At 66.9% G+C, this 24,977-nt stretch carries 26 protein-coding genes; 11 read left to right on the forward strand and 15 right to left on the reverse strand.

Annotated features, from left to right (window positions below; genetic code table 11):
• The first annotated feature begins 116 nt into the window (after window positions 1-116).
• Window positions 117-392, forward strand: coding sequence for a hypothetical protein (locus C563_RS0104755; protein WP_018760893.1), 276 nt, complete (start codon window positions 117-119; stop codon window positions 390-392).
• 2 nt (window positions 393-394) lie between these two features.
• Entirely contained in the window at window positions 395-1,327 is a 933-nt protein-coding gene (locus C563_RS0104760; RefSeq protein WP_018760894.1) for a threonine/serine dehydratase, read from the forward strand.
• 48 nt (window positions 1,328-1,375) lie between these two features.
• Here C563_RS0104760 and C563_RS0104765 read toward each other — a convergent pair whose 3' ends face one another.
• The 5 genes from C563_RS0104765 to hisC form a co-directional block, all read right to left on the reverse strand.
• Window positions 1,376-1,726, reverse strand: coding sequence for a hypothetical protein (locus C563_RS0104765; protein ID WP_018760895.1), 351 nt, complete (start codon window positions 1,724-1,726; stop codon window positions 1,376-1,378).
• 201 nt (window positions 1,727-1,927) lie between these two features.
• A complete protein-coding gene (locus tag C563_RS0104770) occupies window positions 1,928-2,596 on the reverse strand; it encodes an NADPH-dependent F420 reductase (protein WP_331271247.1) in 669 nt (222 codons plus the stop codon).
• A gap of 25 nt (window positions 2,597-2,621) precedes the next feature.
• On the reverse strand, window positions 2,622-3,239 hold the full coding sequence (locus tag C563_RS0104775) for a PAS and ANTAR domain-containing protein (RefSeq protein WP_018760897.1): 618 nt from the start codon (window positions 3,237-3,239) through the stop codon (window positions 2,622-2,624).
• A 100-nt stretch (window positions 3,240-3,339) separates the two neighbouring features.
• Window positions 3,340-3,990, reverse strand: coding sequence for a YitT family protein (locus C563_RS0104780; RefSeq protein ID WP_051083414.1), 651 nt, complete (start codon window positions 3,988-3,990; stop codon window positions 3,340-3,342).
• Between the two features lie 32 nt (window positions 3,991-4,022).
• Window positions 4,023-5,141 carry a histidinol-phosphate transaminase gene (hisC, locus tag C563_RS0104785; protein ID WP_018760899.1) on the reverse strand — a complete coding sequence of 373 codons (1,119 nt, stop codon included), beginning with the start codon at window positions 5,139-5,141 and terminating at the stop codon, window positions 4,023-4,025.
• A gap of 83 nt (window positions 5,142-5,224) precedes the next feature.
• On the opposite strand from hisC, the gene C563_RS0104790 reads away from it, so the two are divergent.
• On the forward strand, window positions 5,225-5,704 hold the full coding sequence (locus C563_RS0104790; protein WP_026264371.1) for an Lrp/AsnC family transcriptional regulator: 480 nt from the start codon (window positions 5,225-5,227) through the stop codon (window positions 5,702-5,704).
• A gap of 11 nt (window positions 5,705-5,715) precedes the next feature.
• Here the strand turns inward: C563_RS0104790 and C563_RS0104795 are convergent, their stop codons facing one another.
• Window positions 5,716-5,943, reverse strand: coding sequence for a hypothetical protein (locus C563_RS0104795; RefSeq protein ID WP_018760901.1), 228 nt, complete (start codon window positions 5,941-5,943; stop codon window positions 5,716-5,718).
• 198 nt (window positions 5,944-6,141) lie between these two features.
• Here C563_RS0104795 and C563_RS0104800 point away from each other — a divergent pair, with 198 nt between their 5' ends.
• Complete coding sequence (locus C563_RS0104800; protein ID WP_018760902.1) at window positions 6,142-8,154, forward strand: rhamnogalacturonan lyase; 2,013 nt, start codon at window positions 6,142-6,144, stop codon at window positions 8,152-8,154.
• Between the two features lie 56 nt (window positions 8,155-8,210).
• On the opposite strand, the gene C563_RS0104805 is transcribed toward C563_RS0104800, so the two are convergent.
• Entirely contained in the window at window positions 8,211-9,089 is an 879-nt protein-coding gene (locus C563_RS0104805) for a MurR/RpiR family transcriptional regulator (RefSeq protein ID WP_018760903.1), read from the reverse strand.
• Between the two features lie 102 nt (window positions 9,090-9,191).
• Here C563_RS0104805 and C563_RS0104810 point away from each other — a divergent pair, with 102 nt between their 5' ends.
• From C563_RS0104810 to C563_RS0104820, 3 genes are read left to right on the forward strand one after another with little or no spacing between them, the layout of a single operon-like run.
• Window positions 9,192-10,586, forward strand: coding sequence for an MFS transporter (locus C563_RS0104810; protein ID WP_018760904.1), 1,395 nt, complete (start codon window positions 9,192-9,194; stop codon window positions 10,584-10,586).
• The gene (locus C563_RS20880) at window positions 10,583-11,071 is read left to right on the forward strand and encodes a GAF domain-containing protein (protein ID WP_018760905.1); all 489 of its coding nucleotides are present in this window, start codon (window positions 10,583-10,585) and stop codon (window positions 11,069-11,071) included. Before C563_RS0104810 ends, C563_RS20880 begins: the two co-directional genes overlap by 4 nt.
• Window positions 11,068-12,303 carry a metal-dependent hydrolase family protein gene (locus C563_RS0104820; protein ID WP_018760906.1) on the forward strand — a complete coding sequence of 412 codons (1,236 nt, stop codon included), beginning with the start codon at window positions 11,068-11,070 and terminating at the stop codon, window positions 12,301-12,303. The genes C563_RS20880 and C563_RS0104820 overlap by 4 nt, the downstream gene beginning before the upstream one ends.
• An 80-nt stretch (window positions 12,304-12,383) precedes the next feature.
• Here C563_RS0104820 and C563_RS0104825 read toward each other — a convergent pair whose 3' ends face one another.
• Window positions 12,384-15,026, reverse strand: a complete 2,643-nt coding sequence (locus C563_RS0104825) for an exo-rhamnogalacturonan lyase family protein (RefSeq protein ID WP_018760907.1) — start codon at window positions 15,024-15,026, stop codon at window positions 12,384-12,386.
• Between C563_RS0104825 and C563_RS22375 the strand changes: the two genes are divergently transcribed.
• Window positions 15,025-15,249: a hypothetical protein gene (locus C563_RS22375; RefSeq protein WP_155845098.1), complete on the forward strand. Its 225-nt coding sequence runs from the start codon at window positions 15,025-15,027 to the stop codon at window positions 15,247-15,249. The two genes, C563_RS0104825 and C563_RS22375, sit on opposite strands and share 2 nt — an antisense overlap.
• Window positions 15,250-15,340: 91 nt before the next feature.
• Here the strand turns inward: C563_RS22375 and C563_RS0104830 are convergent, their stop codons facing one another.
• On the reverse strand, window positions 15,341-15,817 hold the full coding sequence (locus C563_RS0104830) for a sensor histidine kinase (protein ID WP_018760908.1): 477 nt from the start codon (window positions 15,815-15,817) through the stop codon (window positions 15,341-15,343).
• A 236-nt stretch (window positions 15,818-16,053) separates the two neighbouring features.
• Between C563_RS0104830 and C563_RS0104835 the strand changes: the two genes are divergently transcribed.
• From C563_RS0104835 to C563_RS0104845, 3 genes are all read left to right on the forward strand, one after another.
• Entirely contained in the window at window positions 16,054-16,785 is a 732-nt protein-coding gene (locus C563_RS0104835) for a FadR/GntR family transcriptional regulator (RefSeq protein WP_018760909.1), read from the forward strand.
• A 106-nt stretch (window positions 16,786-16,891) separates the two neighbouring features.
• A complete protein-coding gene (locus C563_RS0104840; RefSeq protein WP_018760910.1) occupies window positions 16,892-17,659 on the forward strand; it encodes a glucosamine-6-phosphate deaminase in 768 nt (255 codons plus the stop codon).
• 222 nt (window positions 17,660-17,881) lie between these two features.
• Window positions 17,882-18,442 carry a hypothetical protein gene (locus C563_RS0104845; protein WP_018760911.1) on the forward strand — a complete coding sequence of 187 codons (561 nt, stop codon included), beginning with the start codon at window positions 17,882-17,884 and terminating at the stop codon, window positions 18,440-18,442.
• A gap of 6 nt (window positions 18,443-18,448) precedes the next feature.
• Here C563_RS0104845 and C563_RS0104850 read toward each other — a convergent pair whose 3' ends face one another.
• The 6 genes from C563_RS0104850 to C563_RS0104875 are packed head-to-tail and all read right to left on the reverse strand — an operon-like array spanning window position 18,449 to window position 24,961.
• A complete protein-coding gene (locus tag C563_RS0104850) occupies window positions 18,449-19,132 on the reverse strand; it encodes an N-acetylmannosamine-6-phosphate 2-epimerase (RefSeq protein ID WP_018760912.1) in 684 nt (227 codons plus the stop codon).
• The gene (locus C563_RS0104855; RefSeq protein WP_018760913.1) at window positions 19,129-20,094 is read right to left on the reverse strand and encodes an ROK family protein; all 966 of its coding nucleotides are present in this window, start codon (window positions 20,092-20,094) and stop codon (window positions 19,129-19,131) included. Before C563_RS0104855 ends, C563_RS0104850 begins: the two co-directional genes overlap by 4 nt.
• Before the next feature lie 10 nt (window positions 20,095-20,104).
• Window positions 20,105-21,034 (reverse strand): dihydrodipicolinate synthase family protein, encoded by a 930-nt coding sequence (locus C563_RS0104860; RefSeq protein WP_018760914.1) that lies wholly within the window; start codon window positions 21,032-21,034, stop codon window positions 20,105-20,107.
• A gap of 43 nt (window positions 21,035-21,077) precedes the next feature.
• Window positions 21,078-21,884 (reverse strand): ATP-binding cassette domain-containing protein, encoded by an 807-nt coding sequence (locus C563_RS0104865; protein WP_018760915.1) that lies wholly within the window; start codon window positions 21,882-21,884, stop codon window positions 21,078-21,080.
• The gene (locus C563_RS0104870; protein WP_018760916.1) at window positions 21,881-24,001 is read right to left on the reverse strand and encodes a dipeptide/oligopeptide/nickel ABC transporter permease/ATP-binding protein; all 2,121 of its coding nucleotides are present in this window, start codon (window positions 23,999-24,001) and stop codon (window positions 21,881-21,883) included. Before C563_RS0104870 ends, C563_RS0104865 begins: the two co-directional genes overlap by 4 nt.
• Window positions 24,002-24,004: 3 nt before the next feature.
• Window positions 24,005-24,961 (reverse strand): ABC transporter permease, encoded by a 957-nt coding sequence (locus C563_RS0104875; RefSeq protein WP_043423759.1) that lies wholly within the window; start codon window positions 24,959-24,961, stop codon window positions 24,005-24,007.
• Window positions 24,962-24,977: the final 16 nt, after the last annotated feature.

Genomic DNA, 24,977 nt, shown 5'->3' on the forward strand with positions numbered 1-24,977 from the left:
GAGCCGGACCGGGATGACGTGAAGGTTTCATCGAATACGAAATCCCAGGCCGTAGGCTGGAAGCCGGTCGGGGGTTCCCCGGCCGGTACAGCAGTTCCCAGGTGAAAGGCAGGACCATGACCGTTTCCAGCGACGATCCCCAGAACACCGCAGACCTCCGCGGGCCGGGCGACCCGGACGGGGCCAAGGACGAAACCAAGGACGACGTCACCAAGGCCCCGCAGTCCGGCCAGCACCTGGAACAGCCGGGAGCATCCAACATCCGCGAGGAACAGCAGGGCCATGCTGCCGGAACGGTCCCGGCATCGTATGTGGGTGGCGAAGAGGCTGACCCGGAACAGAAGCCCGAAGAGGCGCTGGCGGAGCCGGGCACCTGGGATGACGAAGTCTGACAATGATCACCCGCGCTGACATCGACCAGGCCGCGCAGCGGACAGCGGGCCTTGTCCGCAGGACACCAGTCCTGCAGGCTGATGCCGGCACCGCCGCCGGCCCGGTCTGGTTCAAATGCGAATTCATGCAGCACACGGGCACGTTCAAGGCCCGCGGCGCCCTGAACCGGATCCTGGCCAGCAAGGAACGGGGTGAACTGCAGGCGGACGTGGGGGTGGTGGTGGCATCCGGCGGGAACGCGGGCCTGGCAAACGCCTATGCGGCGGCCCAGCTCGGGGTGCCTGCAACGGTCTTCGTTCCTGAAGCGGCACCGGCCGTCAAAGTCGGCAAGCTCAGGGCCATCGGTGCCACCGTGGTCCAGGGCGGTTCAGAGTACGCGGCCGCCTATCAGGCCGCCATTGCGCACGCAGAGAAGACCGGCGCCGTCTACTGCCATGCCTACGACCAGCCGGAAATTGCCGCCGGCGCCGGGACCGTGGGCTCCGAGTTGCTGGAACAGGTGCCGGAGGTGGACACCGTCCTGGTGGCCGTGGGCGGCGGGGGACTGATGGCCGGCGTGGCTGCCGCAGTGGAAGGCCGCGCCAAAGTGGTGGCTGTGGAACCGGAAACTGCGCCCACCCTCCACGCCGCCCTGGCGGCAGGGGAACAGGTGGACGTCGCGGTATCGGGCGTCGCCGCGGACTCCCTGGGTGCCCGCCGCATAGGCGACATCGGCTTCTCCGTCGCGGTCCGCTGCGGCGTCAAAAGCGTCCTGGTCTCCGATGAACAAATCGTCGCCGCCCGCTCCGCGCTGTGGAACGACTACCGGATTGTGGTGGAGCATGGCGCCGCAGCCGCCTACGCCGCGCTGGCCTCCGGGGCTTACGTGCCCGGGAAGGATGAACGTGTTGCCGTGATCCTGTGCGGCGCGAATACAGACCCGGCGACGCTCTGAAAGGTCACCGGCCGCCCGGAGGGGCGGCCGGTTCCTTCGCCCGGCAGCCTAGCCGGCGGCCTGGCCGCAGAACTTGCTGTAGGTGCTGCCGGCCTCCTGGTAGCCGGACTGGAGATCGGCGAGCTTGTCCTTGTCCGGGTTCTCCTTGGCCTGCTCATCCGTGTACGCAAGGATCGAAGCGAGGGCGGGCTTGAGATCGTCCGACGCAACGGCGTGGATGGGGCGGATCTGGTTGGCGAGGTTGTTCATGCCCGTCTTGCCGGCGTTGTTGGCGGGGTTCGACACAACAGCCTGGATCCGCTCACAGGTTTCAGCGGTGGTCAGTTGGTGCGAGGCGGAGCAGGCCGTGGCGGAGGCAACGAGGCCGGCGGCAAACAGGGCTGTGGCGAGTTTCTTCATGGGTCCCTCAGTAGTGGTCAGAGGTTTCGATTGTAAGCAGATCGGGTACCTCCCCGCCTTCGGGGCGGCTTTCAATTGCTTCTTTCCTTGGTCCCTTTCTGCCCTGCAGCCGGCTCATCGAGGACCCGCCACGCGCCACCGAGCGCACCACTGGCCGGCAGGAGGACCTGCCGGCCAGTGGTTGAACCCGCTGCTGCAGGGTCAGATGGTCCGCGGGGCCTTGGCCAGGTTGGCGGTCAGCTCAGCGGCCGTCTGCCGCTTCACGTAGGCCGGGCGGTCACGCTCCACCCGCCAGCTTTCCGAGAGCGGGCCGACGTTGACCGTGTCGAAACCGAACTCGTCGTACAGGCGCGTGACCAGTTCGGCGGCCTCCGGGTAGTCGCTGGCGGTGGCCAGCGCACGCCGGTTTTCGGTTCCCGCCGGAGTTCCGTCGGAGGTGATGTCCTTGGCCATGATGTGGTTGAATCCCTTGGCCACCTTGGACTCGGGCAGGTGCTCCTGGAGCAGGCCGGAGGTGGTGGCCTCGCCGTTGTCCAGGGCGGGAATCCTGCCGTCCCGCTCCCAGTAGTAGTTGTTCGTGTCGATGACAATCTTGCCGGCCAGCGGCTCGGCCGGAATGTCCTTGTAGTTCTTCAGCGGCACGGTGACCACGGCAAAGTCCCCGGCGGCCGCAGCCTCGGCTGCGGTGGCGGCGCGGGCCTTGGGGCCAAGCTCAGCCACCAGTTCCTGGAGGGTTTCCGGCCCTCGGGAGTTGCTGATGACCACGTCGTAGCCCAGCTCCACGGCCTTCCGTGCAACCTGGCTGCCAATATGTCCTGCACCGATGATTCCGATTGTTGTCATACGGGCGGCAACACCGGGCCGCGCCAGGATATTTCAGGGCCCTGCCAGTGCGTCAGTCCTGTGGGCTGCGGGAATGCTGTGCGGCCCGGTCCACGATTTCGTGCGCAATCGCATGGACCTTCTTGTTCAGCGACTGGCTTTGTTGGTTGATCAGCTCATAGGCTTCGTCCGCGGTGACGCCGGTGCGGCCCATCAGGATGCCTTTTGCCTGTTCGATGACCGCGCGGTTGCGGGCCGAGGCGGCGACTGCTTCCGTTGCCAGCTGGTGCCGGTCCGTATGGATCGATTGGGTCAGATCCACCACCACACCCCAGACGCCCACCGGGGTACCGTTTTCGATGATGAAGTCCGCCGAGAAGAGCAGCTTGTGCTGCCGGTCCTTTCGGTCCCGGATGGACACGTAGATCGATGACGGGCCGCCCGATGCCGCCACGCGGTCCCAGAACGCCTGCACGGTGGGCCTGTCGTCCGGTTCGATGTGGGCGAGGGCCATGTCCATCGAGGGGATGACGTCGCCACGCTCGTAGCCGTAAATGCGGTACAGGTCATCAGACCAGCGGAAGATACCGTCGGAGAAGAAATATTCCACCAGCCCGGTGGGGCAGTTGAGGTACGCGGGGCTAAGATCCTCCGCTGATTCCGGAAGTGAAGAGATGCTGTTGGAAGTCACAGTGGGGCCGTTCGACGTGCTGTATCCGGGCTCCCCTGGCCCGGAAATTCAAGTGAACAGAATATAGCAGTTCCCGTCGCCGGGATGGGCCCTTGTCCGCTTACATTCCCAGGTAGCGGCCGGGCCGGTGGTTCAGGGCCAGGACCAGGTTCAACAGGGTGGCGCCCACCGCGGACAGGACCACCATCAGCGGAGCAACGAGGACGAGGGATGCCAGGACGATGGCCACGTCAAGCACCATCTGGACGTAGCCTGCGCGCCACGCGAACTTCTCCTGCAGGAGCAGGGCCAGGATGTTGAAACCGCCCAGGCTGGATTTGTGCCGGAACAGGATCAGCAGCCCGACGCCGGCGAGCAGGTTTCCGCCCAGCACGCCGTACAGCGGGTCCAGGTGCACGGAGCCGAATGCGGCCGGGTGCACGCCGGCCAGGACCGAGACCAGTGCGATGGCCGCCCCGGTCCGAAGGGCGAAATCCCAGCCCTTCTTCCAGACTGCCAAGGCGAAGAACGGCAGGTTGACCGCAAAGAAGATGATGCCGAACGGCAAAGGTACGGTGTAGCTGACCAGCAGCGCCAGGCCGGCGGTTCCGCCCGTCACCGCCCCGCTCGACTTGAGCAGGAACAAACCCAAGGATGCTGCGAAGGTGCCGGTAAGGATGCCCAGGACGTCCTCGACTGCCGAATGGCGGACGGCCGACGACGGCCCTGGACGCGCCGCCGTCGGCCCTTCCTGGTGCCCGCGGCCGTCCATGCTGGGTGCGGCGGGGGTTTCCGCGGGGGCGCTCACTGGGCCGCGCCCGTCTGGGGCAGGAAGCGTCCACGATTGGCAAGGACGGCAAGCACCCTGTCGTTCGTGACCGGGTCCGCAAGCGTAATCCGGACGCCGTCCGCTGCGTAGCCGCGGGCCAGGATGTCGGCCTCACCCAGGGCGGCGAGGACCTGTTCGCGGAGCTCGTCGGATGCGCGGAGCCAGTAGAAGTTCGCCTGGCTGTCCGGTACGTCCCAGCCATGGCCGCGGAGGGCGTTGATGACCCGGCTGCGTTCAGCCGCCACCGCCTCCGTCCGCCGGAGGATTTCGTCCCCGGCCGCAAGGGAGGCAACCGCGGCGGCCTGCGCCATCCTGTTCACGCCGAACGGCACGGCGGTGCGCCGGAGGCCCTCCGCGATCTGCGGCCGGGCGATCGCGTAGCCGATCCGCAGGCCGGCGAGTCCGTAGGCCTTGGAGAAAGTGCGCAGCATACAAAGGTTGGGGTACCGGCGGTAGAAATCCAGGGCATCAACGCCGGGTCCGCGCTGGAACTCGATGTAGGCCTCGTCCAGCACCACCAGCACCCGCGGCGGGACGGACTGGAGGAACTCCTCCAGCTGGCCGGCGCTGATGGAGACCCCCGTGGGGTTGTTGGGCGAACACAGGATCACCAGCCGGGTGCGGTCCGTGATGGCAGCCGCCATGGCGGGAAGGTCGTGCTGCTCATTGGCCAGGAGCGGCACGGGCACCGAAATGGCGCCGGCCACCGCCACCAGGATGGGGTAGGCCTCGAAGGAGCGCCATGCGAACACCACTTCGTCGCCGTGGCCGCACACGGCCGAAATCATCTGCTGGAGCACCCCGGAACTGCCCGGGCCGGCAGCGACTTCCTCGGCTGCGACACCGAAATGCCGGGCAATGGCTTCCCGGGCCTCCGGCGCTCCCATGCCGGGGTACCGGTGGATCCGGCCCGCTTCCGCCGAAATCGCCTCCACAACCGACGGCAGGGGAGCGAAGTGGCTCTCGTTGGCGGCCAGGGCGGCCGTCAAATCAGTCTGCGCGCCCTTGCCTGCCACGTAGGCGGGCAGCTGGGCGACGGCGGCACGGAGTTCCGGCATGGCGGCATCGGGAAGGGTAGCGGTCATGGACAGCATGGTGGGGTGAGGCAGGACGTCTGCGCAACACAGACGTCCCGGGCAGGACAGATCAGGCATTTACTTGCCGGGAAAGTGGCAAAATGCTCACTATGCACCACATTGATGCCCTGGACGCCGAGATCCTCCTCACACTCGACCAGGACCCCCAAGCCACCGTCCTTTCACTGTCCCGGACGTTGGGCGTGGCCCGTAACACCGTGCACGCCAGGCTGAGGCGGCTGGTGAACGACGGCAGCCTGGCCCCTTTCAGCCAGCGGGTGCGCACAGCGGCGCTGGGGCTGCCGCTGGTTGCCTTCATCTCGATTTCCATCAGCCAGTCATCCAGCGACCAGGCCGTAGCGGCACTGCAGACCACCCCGGAAATTATCGAAATGCACGCCACGACCGGGGACGCGGACCTGCTCGCCAAAGTGGCTGCGAAGGACCCCGCCGATCTCCACCGGATCACCAACGCGATGCTGGCCATCGACGGCGTCGTCCGCACCAGCACCGCGATGTCTCTGGTGGAAGTGATGCCCACCCGGACCCTGCCCCTGCTGCGGGCAGCCGCGCGGAAGTAGCGGGACCGCCGTCAGGCAAGCTGGTCCAGGGCGTCGATGAGCGCGTCCACGAATGCGGTCAGGATGGCCGGCTGGGTGCGGCCGGTCATGGTCTGGATCTGGCCTTGGCGTTGCCGCAGCACCGGGTGCTCCAGGGTGACGGTCACCAGGTCCTCCTTGTCGCGCCGGTCCAGCGACAGGCCACCCACCAGCGAAACGCCGGCGAACGGAAAGAAACGTAACAGAACAATTTCTCCCATTAGGATCCCGTCAAAGCCTTGACTGAAATTGTCAGGCGCTGATAGACGTTAAGGGCAGAAAGCGTTTCCTCGCAGCAATCCTCCTCAAAATCACTCGTAAGGGGGACTGTCCACTGTTAATGAAACGTTCCAAAATGGCTGGGCGGTGCCCTGTGCTGCCGCCGCATCAAAGGAGATGTTCTTTTGGCAAACCCCTCAATGTATTCCCCGACGCCCCGGACGGGCAGGGCGCCGAAGGCTGCTGCTGCCGCCCTGGCGGCGGCAGCGATTGCCTTCACCGGCCTTCCATCAGCGGCCGCGGACCCCGCGGCGCCGGCACTTCCCGCAACGCCGGCAAATTCCGGCTCCCCGGCTGTCCCGGCAGCGCCGGCAGGGCAGCAGCTGAAGCGGCAGGTGGAAAGCCTTGACCGGGCCCCGGTCGCCGTCCTGACGGACCAGGGCGTCTCGCTGGGCTGGCGGATGCTGGGCCTGGACAAGGACAGCGTGGGCTTCCGCGTCATCCGCGACGGCGTCCAGATCACCGATCAACCCGTTCGTGGCACCACCACCTACGTGGACCGCGCAGGCAAGGCGGACTCCACGTACGTCATCAAGACCGTGGGCAACGGCGAGGGGCAGGACAAGCTGAGCGCCGGGTTCAGTCCGCTGGCCCAAAACTACCTGCCCATCAAGCTGGACAAGCCGGCCGACGGCGTCACCCCGGCGGGGCAGGCCTACACCTACAGTGCCAACGACTCGAGCGTGGCAGACCTGGACGGCGACGGCGCCTACGAAATCATCCAGCTGTGGAATCCCTCCAACGCGAAGGACAACTCTCAGTCCGGGTACACCGGGAACGTCTACGTGGACGCCTACAAGATGGACGGCACCAAACTCTGGCGCATCGACCTGGGCCGCAACATCCGCGCCGGTGCCCACTACACCCAGATGCTCGCCTACGACTTCGACGGCGACGGCAAGGCCGAAGTTGCCTTCAAGACCGCGGACGGCACTACGGATGCCGCGGGCACCGTCATTGGCGACCCCGCGGCTGACTACCGCAACAGCGCGGGTTATGTCCTGTCCGGGCCGGAATTCCTCACGGTGTTCAATGGGGCTGCCGGCACCGTCATGGACACCGTTCCCTATGATCCGCCCCGCGGCGCCGTCACCGCCTGGGGAGACGGCTACGGCAACCGCGTGGACCGGTTCCTCAGTGCTGTGGCATACCTCGACGGCGAGCATCCGTCCATGATGTTCAGCCGCGGCTATTACACCCGTACCGTCCTGGTCAGCTATGACCTGGTGAACGGCAAGCTGGCCAAGCGGTGGAAGTTCGATTCCGACGCTGCCGGGGCCGAATACAAGGGCCAGGGCAACCACAACCTCTCCGTGGCGGACGTGGACCAGGACGGCAAGGATGAGTTCGTCTTTGGCTCCATGACCATCGACGACGACGGCAAGCCGCTGTACAACACCAAGCTGGGTCACGGCGACGCCATCCATACCGGCGACCTCGATCCCTCCCGGCCCGGCCTGGAAACGTTCGCGGTGCACGAGGACATGCGGTCGAGTGGAAACCGCGGTGCCACCTTCCGTGACGCCGCCACCGGTGAGGTCCTGTGGAGCATCCCGGCCTTCAAGGACACCGGCCGCGGCGCCACCGGCGACATCGACCCCCGTTTCCCGGGTTCGGAGAGCTGGGCGGTGGGTGGCGACGCCGCGTGGAACTCCACCGTCGGCTACCTGATGTCCGCCAAGGGTGAGCGGATTTCCGACAAGATTCCTGCCGCCAACTTCATGGCCTGGTGGGACGGCGACCTGCTGCGCGAGATCGTGGACCACGATTTCGACGCCGTGGCCGGCTATGGCGTGCCCACCATTTCCAAGTGGAATTGGGAAACGGAGTCCAGCGACCGGCTGTTGACCGCCACCGGCGCCCGCACCAACAACTACACCAAGGGCAACCCGTCGCTGCAGGCGGACCTCCTGGGCGATTGGCGCGAAGAGCTGGTGTTCCCGTCGGCTGACAGCACCGAGTTGCGGATCTATACCAGCACCTCACACACCGACGTCCGGCTCCGCACCCTGATGCACGATCCCATGTACCGGACCGGCGTAGCGCGCGAGACCGTGGGCTACAACCAGCCCCCGCACCCGAGCTTCTTCCTCGGTGAGGGCATGCAGGCCCCGGCCTTGCCGGCGGTCTACTACGCCGGCAAGGCCAAGTAGCACGGAGAAGAAAGCGCGGCCGCTCCGCCCCATCCGGGGGCGGGGCGGCCGTCTTTTTATGTGCTCGGCCGCGGATGCATGATCCGCATCTGGTCCCAGGTCCGCTCCGAGGCCGCAATGCTCCGGGTGGACCGTTCACGGTCCAGGGAGGCCAGCTCGACGGCCACCGCCTGCACTGCGGCAACGGCTCCCGTGAGGGAGGGGAAGAAGCCCGCGCTTTCGGCGGGGACCACGATCTTATGAACGGCGTGCGCTGCCACCGGCGAACTTGCGGTGTCGGTGATGCTGACGATCCGGGCCCCGAGCTGATGGGCGATGTCCACGGCGCGGACTGTGCTGTCATAGACCCGCCAGAGGCTGATGGCAATGACCAGGTCGTCCGGGGTCAGGCGCGCGACCGCATTGGTCAACGCTGCCACATCGGCATCCAGCAGCCGGACGTCATAGCCGGCGATGATGCCGTTGTGCTCCAGCGCCTTGCCCGGAATGGCATAGCTGCCGGCGGCGACGATGAGGGTCTGCCGCGCACCTGCCATGGCCTCCGCAACGGCATGGATCACGGCAGGGTCCACGGTCCGCTCCAAGTGGGCCAGGTTGGACCGGTCTGTGGTCAGGGATGCCTGCGCCGGGCTGCTCACATGGCCGTTGTGTTGTGCGGCGATCTCCACGGCGCTCAAGGACGCCAGGAAGCGGGAACGGAGTTCGAACTGGAACTCCGCCCAGCCCTTGAAGCCGAGCGTCTGGGCGGTCCGGGTCACGGTTGAGGCATTCGACGACGCTGCGGCGGCTATGTCGCTGACGGAGCCGTAGGAAGCCAGCCGCGGCTGGGAGCGAAGGACGCCCAAGACCTGCAGCTGGCGGGCCGCAAGCTTCCGCCCCTGGGCCTGGCCATCGAGCCATTCGGTCAAGGTGGCGCTGTTAACTTCTTGTTTCACCTATTGACCTCCGCAAGTGATGCACGTAACTTCAATTTACATGCACAGATCTGTGCAAATCCTAAAAACTGTACAACTTGGCCCACTTCGGCAGGATTCCCAATGTCTCTCACAGCACGCCTGGACCGGCTCCCACTCAGTCGTCCACACTACAAGCTCCTCCTCATCGGAGGGCTCGGTTACTCCTTTGACGGCATGGATGGCGCCGTGGTGGCCTTCCTGCTGCCGCGCATCCAGGAGATCTGGGGCCTGAGCACCGCAAGCCTGGGCCTGGTCGGCTCGGCGGCGCCGCTGGGCTTCTTCTTCGGTGCCATCCTGTCCGGCTGGCTGGGTGACCGGTTCGGCCGGAAGAAGGTCATGCTGTGGGCGCTTGCCTTTTACTGCGCCATGTCCGTGGTGGCCGCCGTCGCCCCGAACTTCGAAGTCTTCCTTGTTGCCCGGGTCCTGGCGGGACTCGGGGCCGGCGCGGAGAGCGTCATCATCGCCCCGTTCCTTTCGGAGTTCATTCCGCCCAAGCGGCGCGGCTGGTTCATCGGGACCCTGGCCGGGTTCTTTTCGTTCGGCTTCGTGGCCGCGGCACTCATCGGCCGGTTTGTGGTTCCCCTGGGTGACGACGGCTGGCGGTGGGCCCAGGTCATTACCGCCGTCCCCATCCTCCTGCTTCTTTGGTGGCGCCGCAGCCTTCCCGAATCACCCCGCTTCCTCATGAGCCAGGGCCGTGCGGCGGAGGCTGAACGGGTGGTGGAAGGGTTCGAGCAGAAGGTGCTCCTCGCCACCGGCAAGGAGCTTCCGGTGGTGGAAGCCGGTGGGGAAGACATCACCAAACACGGGCAGAAGATCAGCATCTGGAACGCCCTGAAGGTCATGTGGTCTCCCGCCCTGCGTCGGAGGACCGCCGTGATCTGGCTGATCTGGTTCGTGATCACCTTCTCCTACTACGGATTCTTTTCCTGGATCCCCACCTTGTTGGTGGGGCGCGGAATTACCGTCACCAAGAGTTTCGAATACTCCATCATCATTTACCTTGCGCAGATCCCCGGCTACTTCTCCGCGGCCTGGCTGTGCGACCGGATCGACCGCAAGAACACCATCGCCCTGTACCTGGCGGGCTCGGCCCTCAGTGCGTTCTGGCTGAGCCAGTCCAACGATTCCGGGATGATCCTGGTGGCCGCGGCAACGCTGTCCTTCTTCCTCAACGGCACCTACGCCGGGGTTTACGCCTACACCCCGGAACTCTTCCCCACCTGGATGCGCGCCACCGGCGTCGGACTGGCCAGCGCGGTAGGGCGCGTGGGCAGCATCCTGGCGCCGTCCATCATCGGTGTGTTCGCCGCAACGCTCGGCTTCGGCGGCGTGTTCACCATGACCACAGTGGTCCTGGCCGTGGGCGTTCTCGGAGTCGTCATCTTCGGAACGTCCACGGCGGGCAAATCGCTGGAAGACATCAATGCCCGCACCGAACCCGAGCAGGCTGCCGTGTTGGGAGGCGGCAAATGACGCAGGATCCCAACCCCGCCTTCCAGGAAATCTACGAGCACCTCCGCCGCGAACCGGGCGTCATCCTGTTCACCGCGCTGCGCTGGCTGCCGGGGCCCTCCGTGCTCCGAAGGGTCTCCACCAGCCACCCGGTGGACTACCCGCTGGGTGCCGAAAAGTCGGTGGAAATCTCCGAGGGCTGGCTTGACACCGTCATAGCCAACCAGCAGCCGTTCCTCGCTTCCGATGCCGCCGCCCTCGCGGAGGTGTTCACGGACGTCGCCTTGATCCAGTCCCTGGGCTGCGGCGCAGTGATCAACATCCCGGTGACAAGCCACGGCGAGGTGGTGGGCGTCCTGGCATTGCTCGACGCCGAGGGGCAGTACACCGGCCACAGCCTGGACGCGGCGTCCGCGGCAGTGTCCGCTGCATCCGAAAGGCTTGCCGCAGCCTTCATCGATTCAGACCAAACCATTACGACAGGAAAGGATGCAGTCCTCCCGTGACCTCCTCCACCGAACCACTCGTCATCAGGAACGCCCACGTCCTGGATATCCATGCCGGCACCTTCTCCTTGGCCGACGTCGTGACCTCCGACGGAAAAATCCGCAGCGTTGGGCCTGGTGCGGAAGCGCCGGATAATGCGCGGGTCATCGATGGCACGGGCAAATACGTCATTCCCGGCCTCATTGACGCCCACGTCCACGTGGTGGCTTCCAGCGCGGACTTCCGGTCCTTGACCTGGACGCCCGCCTCGTACGTGTACGCCCAGACTGCGAGGATCATGCAGGGCATGCTGAGCCGGGGCTTCACCACCGTGCGCGACCTCTCAGGCGCCGACTTTGGCCTGGCGAAAGCCCAGGCCGAGGGGCTCCTGGAGGGGCCGAAGCTGCACTTTTGCGGCCGCGCCCTCAGCCAGACCGGTGGCCACGGCGACATGCGCCTTCCCGGCGAGGACCACGAACCCAACGGCCGGGGATGCTGTGGCATCGGGCGGGTGGCGGACGGCGTGGACGCCGTGCGCGCCGCTGCCCGCGACGAGCTCCGCAAGGGGGCCCACCACATCAAGATCATGGCGTCCGGAGGTGTGTCTTCCCCGACGGACCGCATCGACTCCACCCAGTACTCGCTCGAGGAGATGCGGGCCGCCGTCGAAGAAGCGGAAGCGGCCAACCGCTACGTGGCAGCCCACGCCTACACGGCCCGGGCCATCAACCGCGCCCTCGAATCTGGGGTCAGGTCCATTGAACACGGCAACCTCCTTGACGACGAGAGCCTGCGGCTCTTCCTGGAGAGGGATGCCTTCCTGGTGCCCACCCTGGTGACTTACTGGGCGCTGAAGGAAGAAGGCAAGGAGTTTGGCTTGACCGAGGAGATGTGGGCAAAGGTGGATTCAGTCCTCAGCAGCGGCCTGGAAGCGATCGCCCGGGCGCACGAGGCTGGCGTGAAGATGGTGTACGGCTCGGACCTGCTGGGCGGGATGCACCGGCACCAGAACGAGCAGTTCCGGCTGCTGGGCAAGGTCCAGCCGGCCATCGACGCCATCCGGTCCGCGACCACCACCGCCGCCGAACTGCTGGGCCGCCCGGGTGAACTGGGAGTCATCGCCCCCGGAGCGGACGCTGATGTGCTGGTGCTCTCGGCGGACCCGGTGGAGGACATTGCCGTGCTGGCGGACATCGCCGACCACCTGGAATACGTAGTCCAGGATGGCACCGTCGTCGGCGGACGCGCCTGACGCTCCTGCGAACGGAAACGGGCGACGACGGCACCTGGCCAGGTGCCGTCGTCGCCCGTTTGTCCGCGGCGGTGGACTTGTCAGTCCAGGTACTTGCCCACCAATGCCAGGTTCTGGATCACCGCCAGCCCGAACTGCGCCGTGTCATTGGTGGAGACGGTGGGTGCCTCGTCCACGGGCAGTAGTACGTGGGGTGGCTCGATCCGGCGCAGCGTGAAGGCGGATCCGTGGTTCAGGTGCTCGCCACCCTCGGTGAAACTGTCCCAGGCCCGGGCTGCGAGGTCACGATCCTGCAACCTTGCCGCCGCGTACGCCGTCAGCCGGCTGTGCGCCTGCGTCAGGTAGACGCCCTCCAAGGGCTGGCCGACCGCTTCCACCTGCTCCTCCTTGGTGGCCAGGAACAGGCGGCAGTACTGCAGCCAGGCCCGTTCGAAGTCCGCATCCGGCACCAGGTCCACCAGTTCGCTGCAGATCTCCACCAGCCCGAAGACGGCGCTGAGGTGTGAGACCTGGATCTGTTCGCGGCCAGTGTCGAACCGGCCTTTGTCCAGGTCGTACAAGGCTTCGCCGGTGAGGAAGCCGTACTTCAGCGCGCCGATGTCCGCCATGGTGCCCAGCAGCCGGTCCCGGGACCATGGGTTACCGGTGCGTTCCCAGTCGGTGAGCCAGGTAGCGGCCAGGGATCCCCAGTCTGTCCCCAGCCCGACGCCCAGGGCGCCCCGGTTGGGCCGGTAGGTGGCAGCATCGGGGCGCACCTTGCGGACCGGATCCAGGCCCAGGAAGTTCCGGTCGCTGTCCACCAGTTCGCTCAGCAGTTCTCCGGTGCGCTCGTCGGCCGTGAGGTAGTAGTAGAAGCGGCGGTAGGCGGGGGTGCTGATCCGCAGCTGCTTGGCGCTGCAGCCCCAGTGCTGGACGTTGTGCCGGGAACCCAGGCCCTTCCATGGCCCCAGGTGGTACACGTCCACCTCGCCGGTATGCCGGGTCATTGCCTCGGCGAAGCGGAAGATGTCTGCCCGGCCCGAGCGGAGGTAGGAGTACCACAACCACAGGTCGGGGGAGAGCTCGGAGTTGTCCCAGGCGTATCCGCCCACGTCGTAGCGCCACACGTGCCGGTCGAAGTCATACGTGTGCATCACGTCGCCGAAGTTCCAGAAGCCGTACCAGCGGCGCTGCTCCACCTGGCCGGCGTAGAAGTCGAAGAGGAAGTCCAGCTGGTCCTCCAGCCGGGCACGTGCGGGAGTGCTGCGGTCCACCGGGTCCCAGTCACCGAAGACGCCCACGGAGTGCAGGTATTCCGGTGTGGCCTGCAGCAGCGCCGGGGTGGACGCGGCGGCGGCGTCGGCGGCGAGGCCCACGGTGGACGGGGTGGCGTCATAGGCGAACAGGGTCACCTCGTGGGTGCGGGCAATGCCGGTGGGATTGCCGAATCCGGGTTCGTAGTCCTCGTAGGTGATCTCGAGCCCCTCGAGCTGCTCCTCGAACGTGTCCTGGCCCAGGCCGTCGTGGTAGAACCGCAGGTCCATGGGCTGGGCTTCGGGGGAGAACAGCCATGCCGTCAGGGTTGCCTCGCCGGTAGCAGCGCCGCGGATGTCCAGCTGGCCCGGGTGGGACTGCCAGAAATCCTTGATTCCCACGCCCAGGCCTCCGCGGGTGTCGCTCAGGGAGCAGAAGCCTGCCGAGCGGGTGCCGCCGGAGATTCCCACCCAGCCACGGCCGCCGGTGGTCCGCTTGCGCAGTTCGAATCCGTCCGCGTTGAGCTGGGTAAGGGTGTAGTCGCCCCAGCTGGGGATGAGGTGCAGCCGGCCTGAGACCTCGGGGTTCCATGCCTCCGTGGGGGGAGTGGCGCGGCCGGCGATTTGCGCCTCCCGTACGTCCGCGCCGGGGTCCCGGCGCAGCCCGGTCAGGCCGCGCACGGCCTCGGTGAGGAACCCGCCGTCGGCCCCGGCGATCCGGACGTGCCGGTCATGCAGTTCAGCCTCCAGCGGCACGCTGAACCGGACGCCGAGGCCGGCCAGGAAGTCCTGCTCCGGGTCCCCGTCCCAGATGAAGGAGTGCACCATGCGCACGCTGCGGGCGTTGGCGTGGAAGTAGAAGCGCACCACAAACGGCAGCCAGTCGCGATGCGCGTAGTCCGCCAGGTCGGGGTGGTGGCGCCCTTCCAGCCGCACCACCGCGCGCACGGGCCCGGCTTGTTCCAGGACGACGGCGGTCACCTCGCCGGTGAAGGCCTTCCGGCCTGCGGTTCCGGCCCCTTCGGGAACGCCGTCCTGCAGCAGGCTGACCAGCCGTGCGTCGCGGGCAACGGGCCTGCCGTCCCTGGACAGGCTGCTGAACAGGGTGGATCCGCTGCGGTTGATCACCATCTGCAAGACGCCGGTATCAACTGTCAGCGCGCCGGCATCCTCGGTGACCTTGACGGCCGTACCTTCCGGCGCCTGCCGGCCTGCTGCGGCGGGCGTACCGGCGCCGGTCCGCACCCGGTAGGTTTCCGACGGGGTGTCCGTCGCCGGGAGGGCGATTCCCGCCCATTTCAGGGAGCCGTCCGGCCACGTGGCCAACGGCCACGCCTGGCTGGGGAGGGGAGCGCCGGCGGCGTCCGCCACCGAAAGTGCATCAGCGCCGGGCACTGAGCCGCGGGCGAACGGCATGCCCCACGTTGTTCCGCCGCTGATTTCTGCCGGGGCCTGTCCATCGATCCACCTGATGAGGGTGCTGTCCGTCATGTCTTCCGATTCCACTGGTGATTGCCGCGCTCAGGGGTCCCGCCAGAACGCAGGAAAGCGCTTTCTCGATTACGACTACAACGTAGTAGACGGCAATGCCGGGCGCAAGGGGTTTCTGCCTTCCGGACTACCTGCCCGGCTGGTGACGGTCACATCTGATGAGTGTTCGGTCTTCGTGGCCAGGGTCCTGGCGGCCCATGCGCCCGGACGCATCGACGCTTGAACCGGACAATGCCAAGCTTTCACGCTGGCGTCCTGCCGCGGGCGTGAATACGGATGGCCGCCGTCCCAGCGACGGCGGCCATCCGAGCTTGTTAGTCCAGCGGCAGGGTTACCGTCACGCTGGTGCCGCTGCCCGGTGTGGATGTGATCTCCACTGTGCCGCCGGCTTCCTGGACGGCCACCGCCATCAGCCGCAGCCCGTACCCGTGGTGCCGCCCGCACGTGGCGGCGTCCCGGTCAAAGCCCGCACCGTCGTCGGCCACCACCAGGCGGATCCCGTGGTCAACGGCCAGCAGCTGGCCGGTCACTGTGGATGCGCCGGAGAACTTAAAGGCGTTGCTGAGGGCTTCCCGGGCCGACTGGTACAGCAGGGAGGCACAGTCCGCCGGGATCTCGATGCCCCAGTGCGGAGTATCCCAGTGGACCGTAATTCCGTGCTGGCGAAGCGGTGCCGTGAGCCGGTCGATGCATCCGGCCAGCCCCAAAGTGTGGAAATCCAGCGGCTGGAGGTCGGTCAGCACGCCTCCGACTGTGGTGACTTCGTTGTCCAATGCTGTCTTGGTTCCCATGACTTCCTGCTCCCCAAGCTGGTTTTGTCTGATACCTCCAGCGTGGACCTCAAATGTCTAGGGGGTGCAAGATTTGCCTCAAGATCGGATCAATTCTGCGCGGGGCACCATGAGGCGAAGGTGGTCTGTGGTGCGTGCTCCCGGAAGCATGAACGAAATAAGACGAAGGACGTCCCATCTCCTGTACACTAATGGAAGACGAGAGGCCGCCGCCCGGTGCGGTCAAAGGAGATGACGTGACAGTAGCATCCGCAGCGGTACCGCCCGCAAGGTTCAGTGCACAAATCCGGTCCCATGCCCTCCAGACCCGAATCATGGAGCTCATCCTGGAACGTGGCCTGGACGTTGGCGATGCGCTGCCCACCGAGAGCGAGCTGTCCGCAGAGCTCGGCGTCGGGCGGAACACCGTCCGGGAATCCCTCAAGGTCCTCCAAGCCCTCGGCGTCATCGAAATCCGCCATGGCTTTGGCATGTTCGTGGCACCCAACAACTTCAGCGCCCTGGTTTCCGGACTGACGTTCCGCGGCCGGCTGTCCCTTCGGCACAAGGGCGAAGAAGCCATGGAGCTCATCGACGTGCGCCAGGCCCTCGAGTCAGGGCTGATTGGTTCAGCCATCGACCTGCTGACGGAGGAACACCTCGCGGACCTGAAGTCCTCGATGGAGGCCATGCAGGCCGCCGCAGCCCAAGGTGAGCCGCTGGCCGAGCACGACGCGGAATTCCACCGGAAGCTCTATGCCCCCCTGAACAACGAACTCCTGATCAATCTCATGGATGTGTTTTGGCAGGTCTACCGGCAGATCCATGAGGCCCTGGGATCGGGGCCGGTCAACCTGGAGGAACAGGCCAGGATCCACTGGGACATCTACGAGGCCGTGGCCAACCGGGACAAGGCGCTCGCGGCGGAACGTCTGCAGCGCCACTTCGACGGCATCCGCCAAAAACTCAAGGACGTCGCGTCCGCCTAGCGGCGCAAACCCGGATCCACCACGCTTCCGCGGCAGGCGGCCCTACGCCGACCGGCCCGGCTGCCGCATGCCCTGCTTCAGTCCTTCCTTACGAGAAAGCCCAGCCTTGGAAATCTTTGTCGTTCCCGATGCCGCCGCCACCGGTGTGGTCGCCGCCGGGATTCTTGCCGCCGTCGTCCGCTCCAAGCCAGACGCCGTGCTGGGCGTGGCGACCGGAGGCTCTCCGCTTCCTGCCTACGCAGCCCTCGCGGGGCACCGGCTGGACATGTCCGGGGTTTGCGCATTCGCCCTGGACGAGTACGTCGGGCTGCCTGCCGGACACCCGCAGAGCTATGGCGAGGTGGTGCGGCGGGAAGTGACCGAACGGCTGGGAATGGACCCGGCGCTCGTTCGGGTACCCGCCGGCAACGCGGCGGACCCCCGGCAGGCAGCCGAGGACTACGACGCTGCCATTCGTGCTGCCGGCGGGGTGGACGTGCAACTCCTGGGCATCGGGCACAACGGACATCTTGCCTTCAACGAACCCGGATCCGCCTTCTCCTCCCGCACCCGGGTGGAAGTCCTGGCCGAACGCACGCGCGCCGCCAACGCCCGGTACTTCACGTCCGAATCCGACGTGCCGCGCCGGTGCATCACGCAGGGACTCGGAACCATCCTCGAGGCACGGCACTTGCTCCTGATGGTGGCCGGAACTGACAAAGCCGGCATCCTCGCCCGCGCCCTGCACGGCGAGGTCTCGGAGGACTGCCCCGCATCCGCGCTGCAACTCCACCAGCACGTGACGGTGGTGGCAGACGAAGCCGCGGCAGCACTGCTGGCTCCCGGTAGCGGCCAGGTTCCCGTGCGCGTTCCCCGGGAGGCTGTTGGCGTCTAGGACCGTCCCTGCGTGTCCCGGCCGCCACCACAGGATCCTGCCCCTCGGACCGCTGCTGCGGCACGACGGCGAAGGCTGCGACACGAAGGCAAAGCAAAAGGGCGCCCGCCTGCACGGTGTAGCGTGCAGGAAGATCAACAGCCTGAGGGGGCAGCGCTTGAATATCACCGAGTCCGTCACAGCCGTGCCTCCGGCGCACGGAGACCTCGGCCGCGGGCATCCATGAACGCCAAACGGCAGGCGCAACCGTTGACGTTGTTCTGGAAACTCATCATCACCCTCTCCGCCGTGGTGGGCGTGGGTACCTGCGCGGGTCTTTGGCTTATTTACACGCACTTCCTGATGGCAACGCCCGGGACCATGGCAGTGCTGGAACGGCAGCTGACCAAGAGCGACGCCATCCCGGCCATCCAGGACGAGGACGGCGAAGCGGTCATCCGTGAATCCCGGAAGCTCGCCTCCTATGAGTCCATGACCTACTACGCCGCGCCGGCCAGGACGTCAGGCGTCGCATGCCTGGTGGGGAAGTATGACCTGGACCAGGTGTCCTACTGGGAGGCCTGCGACTACATCCCCGACGGCCGGGACATCCTGGCGGAAGTGCAGGACCCCGACGGCAGGGACATTCTCTTTGTCCCCGACCAGTTTGATCACGGCCCGATGGAACGGGACGGCTGGGTCACCCTGCACCGCAACCTGCTGGTCATGCCCTTCACTGAACCGCGGCAGCCCCAAGCTCCCGAACTGCTGACCCGCAACGCAACGTTGCAAAAGACCGGTTAGCCGCGGTTAGGCCAAGGCGTCCACGAACCAGCCGGTGAGGGTGGCGGGGTGCGTTATGGCCGTGCCCACCACCACCGCGAAGGCGCCGGCGTCGAGGGCCTGCCGGGCTTGCGCCGGCGAATGGACACGGCCCTCGGCGATCAGCGGGACACCGAAACCAGCCGCTGCGATATCCGCCAGCAACTCCAGGTCCGGGCCGGCGGTCTTGGGGCGCCCGCCGGTGTAACCGGCCAAGGTGGTGCCGATGAGGTCCGCACCGGCCTCGACGGCGGCGGCGGCATCCTGGAGCGAACCACAGTCCGCCATGACCAGGGCGTGGGATTCCTGGTGGATCCCGGCGACAGTCTGCGCCAGGGTCAGGCCGTCCGGCCGGTCACGGCGGGTCCCGTCCACCGCCACCACGTGGGCGCCGGCGTTGGCCACGGCCAGGGCGTGCCTGAACGTGGGTGTGATGAAGACCCCGTCATGCCCGTCTTTCCAGAGCCCAATGACCGGAACCTCGACGGCGGCGCGCGTGTACTGGATATCGGCCAGGCCTTGCACGCGGACCGCCGCGGCGCCGCCGATCACGGCGGAGGCAGCCACCTGGGCGGTGGTGCGGGGATCCCGCATGGGTTCGCCGGGGTAGGCCTGGCAGGACACGATGAGCCGGCCCCGCAGGGATTCCAAGGCTTCGGGGGACAGGATCATGGAGTGCTTCCTTGGCTGGTGTGGAGGGGCAGAAGAACCAGGCGGGCCGCGCCCACAAGGGCAGCGGCATTGCCCAGGGCCGCGGGTACCACCGGCAGGTCTCCCAGCGCCGGCAGCAGTTCGGCCCGGAGCGCTACCCGCATGGGCTCCCACCACCGCTCCCCGGCATCGGCCAGGCCGCCGGAGACCACAACGATTTCGGGATCGAGGATGTTGGCCAGGCCGCCCACCGCCTGGCCGGCGGCCGCAGCGGAGGCGTGGATGGCCCTGGCGGCAGTGGAGTCGCCGGCGCCGGCCAGGGCGAAGACGCCGCGGGCGTCGCGGGCAGGGGCGGTGCCACCCAGCCGGAGGTAGGCCTCCAGGACGGCCGGGCCGGAGGCGATCGCTTCGACGTGCCCTGACCCGCCGCAGACGCACGCCAGCGCAACGCCCCCGTGAAAGGCGTGCGGTGAGGCGAAATGGCCCACATGGCCGCCGGCATGCCGGTGTCCCAGGACGGGCCGGCCGTCCACCACGAAACTGCCGCCCACGCCCGTGCCGAACGCCACCAGCAACGAACTTGCAGTCCCTGCGGCCGCTCCGATCCAGGCCTCACCCAGGGCGTGGGCGTGGACATCGTTCACTGCCCGGACGGACGACGCCGGCAGGTCCAGCCGGGCGGCCAGGCCTGCGGTCAGTGCCGTCCCGGCCCAGCCCTGGATGGCATCCGTGGCCGAGACCACCACGCCGCGGGCGGAATCGATCACACCGGCGGAGCCGATTCCAACCCCCGACACGGCCAGGCCCTCTTTGCGGGCCCGGCCAATCAACGCGGTAACCAGCGCAGCAGTGGCATCGAGGATGGCGGACCCGCCGTCACGGTTCAGCGTGGGGATGGTCTCCGAAAACAGGACCTCCCCCGCGGCAGAGACCACTCCCGCTGCAGTCTTGGTACCGCCAAGATCAACACCAACGGCGTACATCACCAGCGTTTTACACCAGGCCGTTGCGTTCGAGGATGACCTTGATCGCGGTGGTCTCTTCTTCGTTCAACGCCTGCATGGGTGCGCTCATGGTGTTGGATTCGATGACGCCCATGAGCTGCAGCGCCGTCTTGAAGGCACCCAACCCGGCCGCCCCTCCGGAGACTCGTCCGTTGGGGGTGTAGACGATCTCGAAGAGGTCGGCCAGGCGGTCTTGTTCGGCGGCGGCTTTCGCCCAGTCGCCGGAAGCTGCAGCGTCCACCAGGTTGCGGTAGCCGCGGGGATCCACGTTGCCCAGGCCCGGAACAACACCTTGTGCGCCGCCGAGCAGGGCACCGTCCACCACCACTTCGTGTCCGGTGAAGATGTCGAAGTTGTCGATGCCACGGGCGGCGAGCAGGAGCTGGCGGAAGGCGACGTCGTCCCCGGAGGAGTCCTTGACGCCGGCGATGACGCCGTCGCGGCCCAGCCGGACCAGCAGGTCGGTGGGGAGCTTGAAATGGGTGCGCACGGGGACGTCGTAGGCGAAGACCGGGGCGTCAACGGCTGCATGGATGCTCCGGAAATGCGTTTCGGTTTCCTCGGCGTTGCCGATCGCGTAGTACATGGAGGTGACCACGATGGCATCCGCGCCAAGGTCCACCACCCGCTTGGCTTCCTCGATGACGCGGTTGGTGGTCTGTTCGTTGGCGCCCACGATCAGCGGCACGCGGGCTGCGCCAGCAGCAGAATTCGCCTCGGCGATGGTGCTGACCACCTGTGCGCGTTCGGCGTTGGTCATGTAAGGCACCTCCGCTGAGGAGCCCAGGACGAAGAGCCCGGACACGCCGCCGTCGAGCAGGTGCTTGGTGAGGTTCTGCAGCGAGGCGGTGTCGATGCTGCCGTCTGCGTGGCGGGGGGTGACGACAGGGGGAATGACGCCCGAGAACTGGGAAGACACGGAAAACTCCAATGCGTGGTTGTAAGAGGTCGGGTTGAAAATTTCAGGTGTGCAGCAAACTGGGCGCGGCACCGAGGAGTTTGCGGGTGTAGTCGTTCCGGGGGGTGTCGAACACCTGGGCCGCCGGTCCTTCCTCCACGATTTCGCCGAAGTACATGACGCAGATGCGGTCGGAAACGTACCGGACGGTCTGGATGTCGTGGGAGATGAACACCATGCCCAGGTTCAGTTGGGTCTTCAGGTCCGAGAGCAGGTTCAGCACCTGGGCGCGGACGGACACGTCCAGCGCCGAGGTGGGTTCGTCGGCAACGATGATGTCCGGGTCCAGGGCCAAGGCCCTGGCGATGGCAACACGCTGGCGTTGCCCGCCGGAAACCTGCGACGGCGTTACTTCCGCCGCGGAGGCTGGCAGCCCTACCAGCGCCAGGAGTTCCTTGACTTTGGCGGCCCGGGACGCGGCGTTGCCGATGCCGTGGACCTGGAGCGGGTCGGTCAGGATGTCCTGGATGGTCATGCGCGGGTTCAGTGCCGTGGCGGGGTCCTGGAAGACGACGGAGACGGCGCGGCCAAACTCCTTTCGCATGGCGGCGTCGCGTTTGATGGCCGGTTTGCCGTGGAACAGCACCTCGCCGGATGTGGGCGCCTGCAGCCCCACCAGGACCGAGGCCAGGGTGGACTTGCCGCACCCGGATTCGCCAACGATGCCCACCGTTTCGCCGCGGCTGATGGTGAAGTCAACCCCGTTGACGGCCTTGACGATGTTGGGCCGGAAGAGCCCCCCGGTGCGTGCGCGGTGATGGACCTTTACGTCCTTGAGTTCGATGACCGGTTTGCCGGTGGATACGCTCACTTGGCGTCCTCCTTAAGGTGGCTGGCCCAGTAATGGTCCGAGTCCCCGCCCACGGCGGTGAGGACCAGTGCCTGGTTGGGGTCGGCATCGCTGCGCAGCGACCGGGGTGCGAAGCGGTCGCCGCTGGCGAAATCCTGGGGCGAAGGCACGGTGCCGGGGATCTGGTGGAGGCGGGCAGCGTCCGCTTCGATGGAGAGCACGGCACCCAGCAGGCCGCGGGTGTATTCGTGTTTCGGGTTCCGCAGCAGTTCGGAGGCGCGGGCGGATTCAACCACCTGGCCGGCGTACATCACCGTGATCCGGTGGGCCAGCGAGGCCACCAGCGCCAGGTCGTGGCTGACGAACACCATGGCGAAGCCCAGCTGCTCCCGCAGTTCGTTGAGCAGGTCCACCACCTGCTTCTGGACGGTAACGTCCAGCGCGGTGGTTGGTTCGTCTGCCACCACGATCTTGGGCGAGCGGGAGAGCGCCATGGCGATCAGGACGCGCTGGCGCTGGCCGCCCGAGAGCTCGTGGGGATAGCTGGCCAGGGTGCGGACGGGGTCCAGTTTGACCATCTCCAGCAGTTCGGCCGGTGTCTTCCGGCCGCCGCGGCGGGTCAGCTGCGTCATCTGGTCCTTGATCTTCATGGACGGGTTCAGCGAGCTGAGCGCGTCCTGGTAGACCATGGCGATCTGTTCGCCGCGAAGCCCCTGGTAGGCCTTGACGTTGCTGTGCCCGGTTTTTGGATCCAGCAGTTCCTTGCCGTCGAAGGTGATGGAACCGGTGATCTTCGCTGTCTTGGGCAGCAGGCCCATGATGGCCAGCGACGTGATGGACTTGCCGCAGCCGGATTCACCCACCAGGCCCATGGTTTCGCCTTCGCGGACGGTGAAGGATACGTTGTCCACGATGGCTGTGTCACCGAAGCGGCCGGGGAACCGGATGGACAGGTTCCTGACTTCCAGGACGGTGCGGGTGTTGGCGGGAACCTGGGGCAGCCGGTCGGTGCGGGTGGCCTCGACGGCGGCGAGGAGTTCCAGCTCGCGGTCCAGCAGGGCGTGCGGGGTGGCGGCCGCCGCGCGGCGGTCGGTCAGCAGGGCGGAATGGGCCAGCTCGCGCTCGCCGGCATTCGCAGTTGTTGCCTCGCGGACGCCGTCGAGCTCGTGTTCCTCCACGACTGAGGGTTGCGCAACCGAGGTGGCCACCTCGGTGTCCACCGCGGCGACAGCCGCGCCGGCCACCGATGCCGCGGCGCCGTCGTCGTCCTTCACCGCAGGTGCCTTGCGGAGCCGCGGGTTCACCATGGCATCGGTGAGTCCTTCGGCCAGGATGTTCAGCGCCAGCACGGTCAGCAGGATGGTGAGGCCGGCGAAAGTGGTGGCCCACCACCCGCCGGAGAGGACCAGGTTGCGGCCGTAGGAGATCACATTGCCCCACGACGGGGCCGGATCCTGCACGCCGGCGCCCAGGAAGGACAGCGAGGCTTCGAGGATGATCGCGTCGGCCACCATCACCGTGGCGAACACCAGGACGGGGGCCGCGGTGTTGCGCACGATGTGCTTGGCCAGGATGTAGAAGCGGCCGGCGCCGATGACCCGTTCCGCCCGGACGTAGTCCTCGCCGTACTGGGCGAGCACGTTGGCGCGGACCACCCGGGCCAGCTGCGGGGTGTAGATGATGGCGATGGCCACGATGATGGTGGGCACCGAGTTGCCGAATGCCGCCAGCAGGACCGCCGCCAGGGCGATGCCCGGGAACGCCATGAGGATGTCCATGAGGCGCATGAGCAGTTCGTTCACGGCCTTGCTGGACGTCGCGGCGAGCGAGCCGAGGAACGCGCCGGCGAGGACCGCCAGTGCCACGGCGCCCAGGCCGATCATCAGCGAGGACTGGGAACCGTAGAGCAGGCGGGAGAAGATGTCGCGGCCCAGCCGGTCGGTGCCGAAGAAGTGCTCGGCGCCGGGAGGCGTGGCCGGCAGGAAGGTCTCCAGCGGGTCGTGCGGTGCCAGGACCGGGGCGAAGACGGCCGCGAGGGCGATCACCACCAGGAAGGAGAGGGCCAGGCGGGAGCCCCAGGGCAGGGCCTTGAAGCGAAGTCCGGGGGCGCTCAGACGTTCAGCGAGTTTGCTGCGCATGGGTCACACGGTCCTGATTCGGGGGTTGATGAGCAGGTAGAGGAGGTCCACGGCAATGTTCACCAGGACGAAAGTCACGGAAATGGTCAGGACCACGCCCTGCACCAGGTTCACGTCAAGGTTGGTGATGCCGTTGAGGATCAGCTGGCCCATGCCGGGCAGCGCAAAGATCATTTCAATGACGACGGCGCCGCCCAGCAGGTAGCCGATCCGCAGTCCCAGCACGGTGACCGGAGTGACCAGGGCGTTGCGGAGCACGTTCCTGGAGACCACTTCCCGGTACGGGACGCCGTTGCCGATGGCGGTGCGGACATAGTCCCGGTCCAGCTCCTCCACCATGGAGGTGCGGACCACCCTGATGAGGGAAGCCGAGACCGGGATGCCCAGTGCCAGGGCGGGCAGCGCCATCGAGTTGAGCCAGCCGCCGAAACCGGATTCCGGGGTGGCAATGCCGCCGGACGGGAACAGCGGCGCCGGACCAAGGGCGAACCACTGGATCAGCAGGATGCCCAGCCAGAACGACGGCGTTGCCACCGCGGCGATGGAGAAGACCCGCACCAGCTGGTCCTGCCATTTGTCCCGGTACAAGGCGCCGATGATGCCGAAGACCAGCGAGACCACGACCGCGATGATGACGCCCAGGAACGTCAGCTGCAGCGTCAGGGGGAAGGCTGAGCCGATCATGCTTGCCACGGATTTCGCCGGCGGAGTGGTGACTCCGAGGTCGAGCTGGAGGAGTTTTCCAAGGAAGCGGAAGTACTGCAGCAGCAGCGGATCGTTCAGGCCGTTCGCCTGCCGGTACTGCTCTTTCGCTTCCTCGCTGGCCCCTTCGCCCAGGGCGCTGCTCGCCTGGTCGCCGGGAGCGGCCTGCAGGACGAGGAACACGAGCAAGGTGATGCCCAGGACCATCAGCGGCAGGGCTGCCAGCCTCCGGCCCAGGAGGCGCAATATCGTGGTCAATGTAGTCTCCGGTTGG

Source organism: Arthrobacter sp. 135MFCol5.1, from assembly GCF_000374865.1.
Classification (GTDB): domain Bacteria; phylum Actinomycetota; class Actinomycetes; order Actinomycetales; family Micrococcaceae; genus Arthrobacter.

Coding starts and splice junctions, on each gene's coding strand:
- C563_RS0104755 (WP_018760893.1), top strand. CDS start 117: ATGACCGTTTCCAGCGACGATCCCCAGAACACCGCAGACCTCCGCGGG.
- C563_RS0104760 (WP_018760894.1), top strand. CDS start 395: ATGATCACCCGCGCTGACATCGACCAGGCCGCGCAGCGGACAGCGGGC.
- C563_RS0104765 (WP_018760895.1), bottom strand. CDS start 1,726: ATGAAGAAACTCGCCACAGCCCTGTTTGCCGCCGGCCTCGTTGCCTCC.
- C563_RS0104780 (WP_051083414.1), bottom strand. CDS start 3,990: ATGGACGGCCGCGGGCACCAGGAAGGGCCGACGGCGGCGCGTCCAGGG.
- hisC (WP_018760899.1), bottom strand. CDS start 5,141: ATGCTGTCCATGACCGCTACCCTTCCCGATGCCGCCATGCCGGAACTC.
- C563_RS0104790 (WP_026264371.1), top strand. CDS start 5,225: ATGCTCACTATGCACCACATTGATGCCCTGGACGCCGAGATCCTCCTC.
- C563_RS0104795 (WP_018760901.1), bottom strand. CDS start 5,943: ATGGGAGAAATTGTTCTGTTACGTTTCTTTCCGTTCGCCGGCGTTTCG.
- C563_RS0104800 (WP_018760902.1), top strand. CDS start 6,142: ATGTATTCCCCGACGCCCCGGACGGGCAGGGCGCCGAAGGCTGCTGCT.
- C563_RS0104810 (WP_018760904.1), top strand. CDS start 9,192: ATGTCTCTCACAGCACGCCTGGACCGGCTCCCACTCAGTCGTCCACAC.
- C563_RS20880 (WP_018760905.1), top strand. CDS start 10,583: ATGACGCAGGATCCCAACCCCGCCTTCCAGGAAATCTACGAGCACCTC.
- C563_RS22375 (WP_155845098.1), top strand. CDS start 15,025: ATGTCTTCCGATTCCACTGGTGATTGCCGCGCTCAGGGGTCCCGCCAG.
- C563_RS0104825 (WP_018760907.1), bottom strand. CDS start 15,026: ATGACGGACAGCACCCTCATCAGGTGGATCGATGGACAGGCCCCGGCA.
- C563_RS0104830 (WP_018760908.1), bottom strand. CDS start 15,817: ATGGGAACCAAGACAGCATTGGACAACGAAGTCACCACAGTCGGAGGC.
- C563_RS0104845 (WP_018760911.1), top strand. CDS start 17,882: ATGAACGCCAAACGGCAGGCGCAACCGTTGACGTTGTTCTGGAAACTC.
- C563_RS0104850 (WP_018760912.1), bottom strand. CDS start 19,132: ATGATCCTGTCCCCCGAAGCCTTGGAATCCCTGCGGGGCCGGCTCATC.
- C563_RS0104855 (WP_018760913.1), bottom strand. CDS start 20,094: ATGTACGCCGTTGGTGTTGATCTTGGCGGTACCAAGACTGCAGCGGGA.
- C563_RS0104870 (WP_018760916.1), bottom strand. CDS start 24,001: ATGCGCAGCAAACTCGCTGAACGTCTGAGCGCCCCCGGACTTCGCTTC.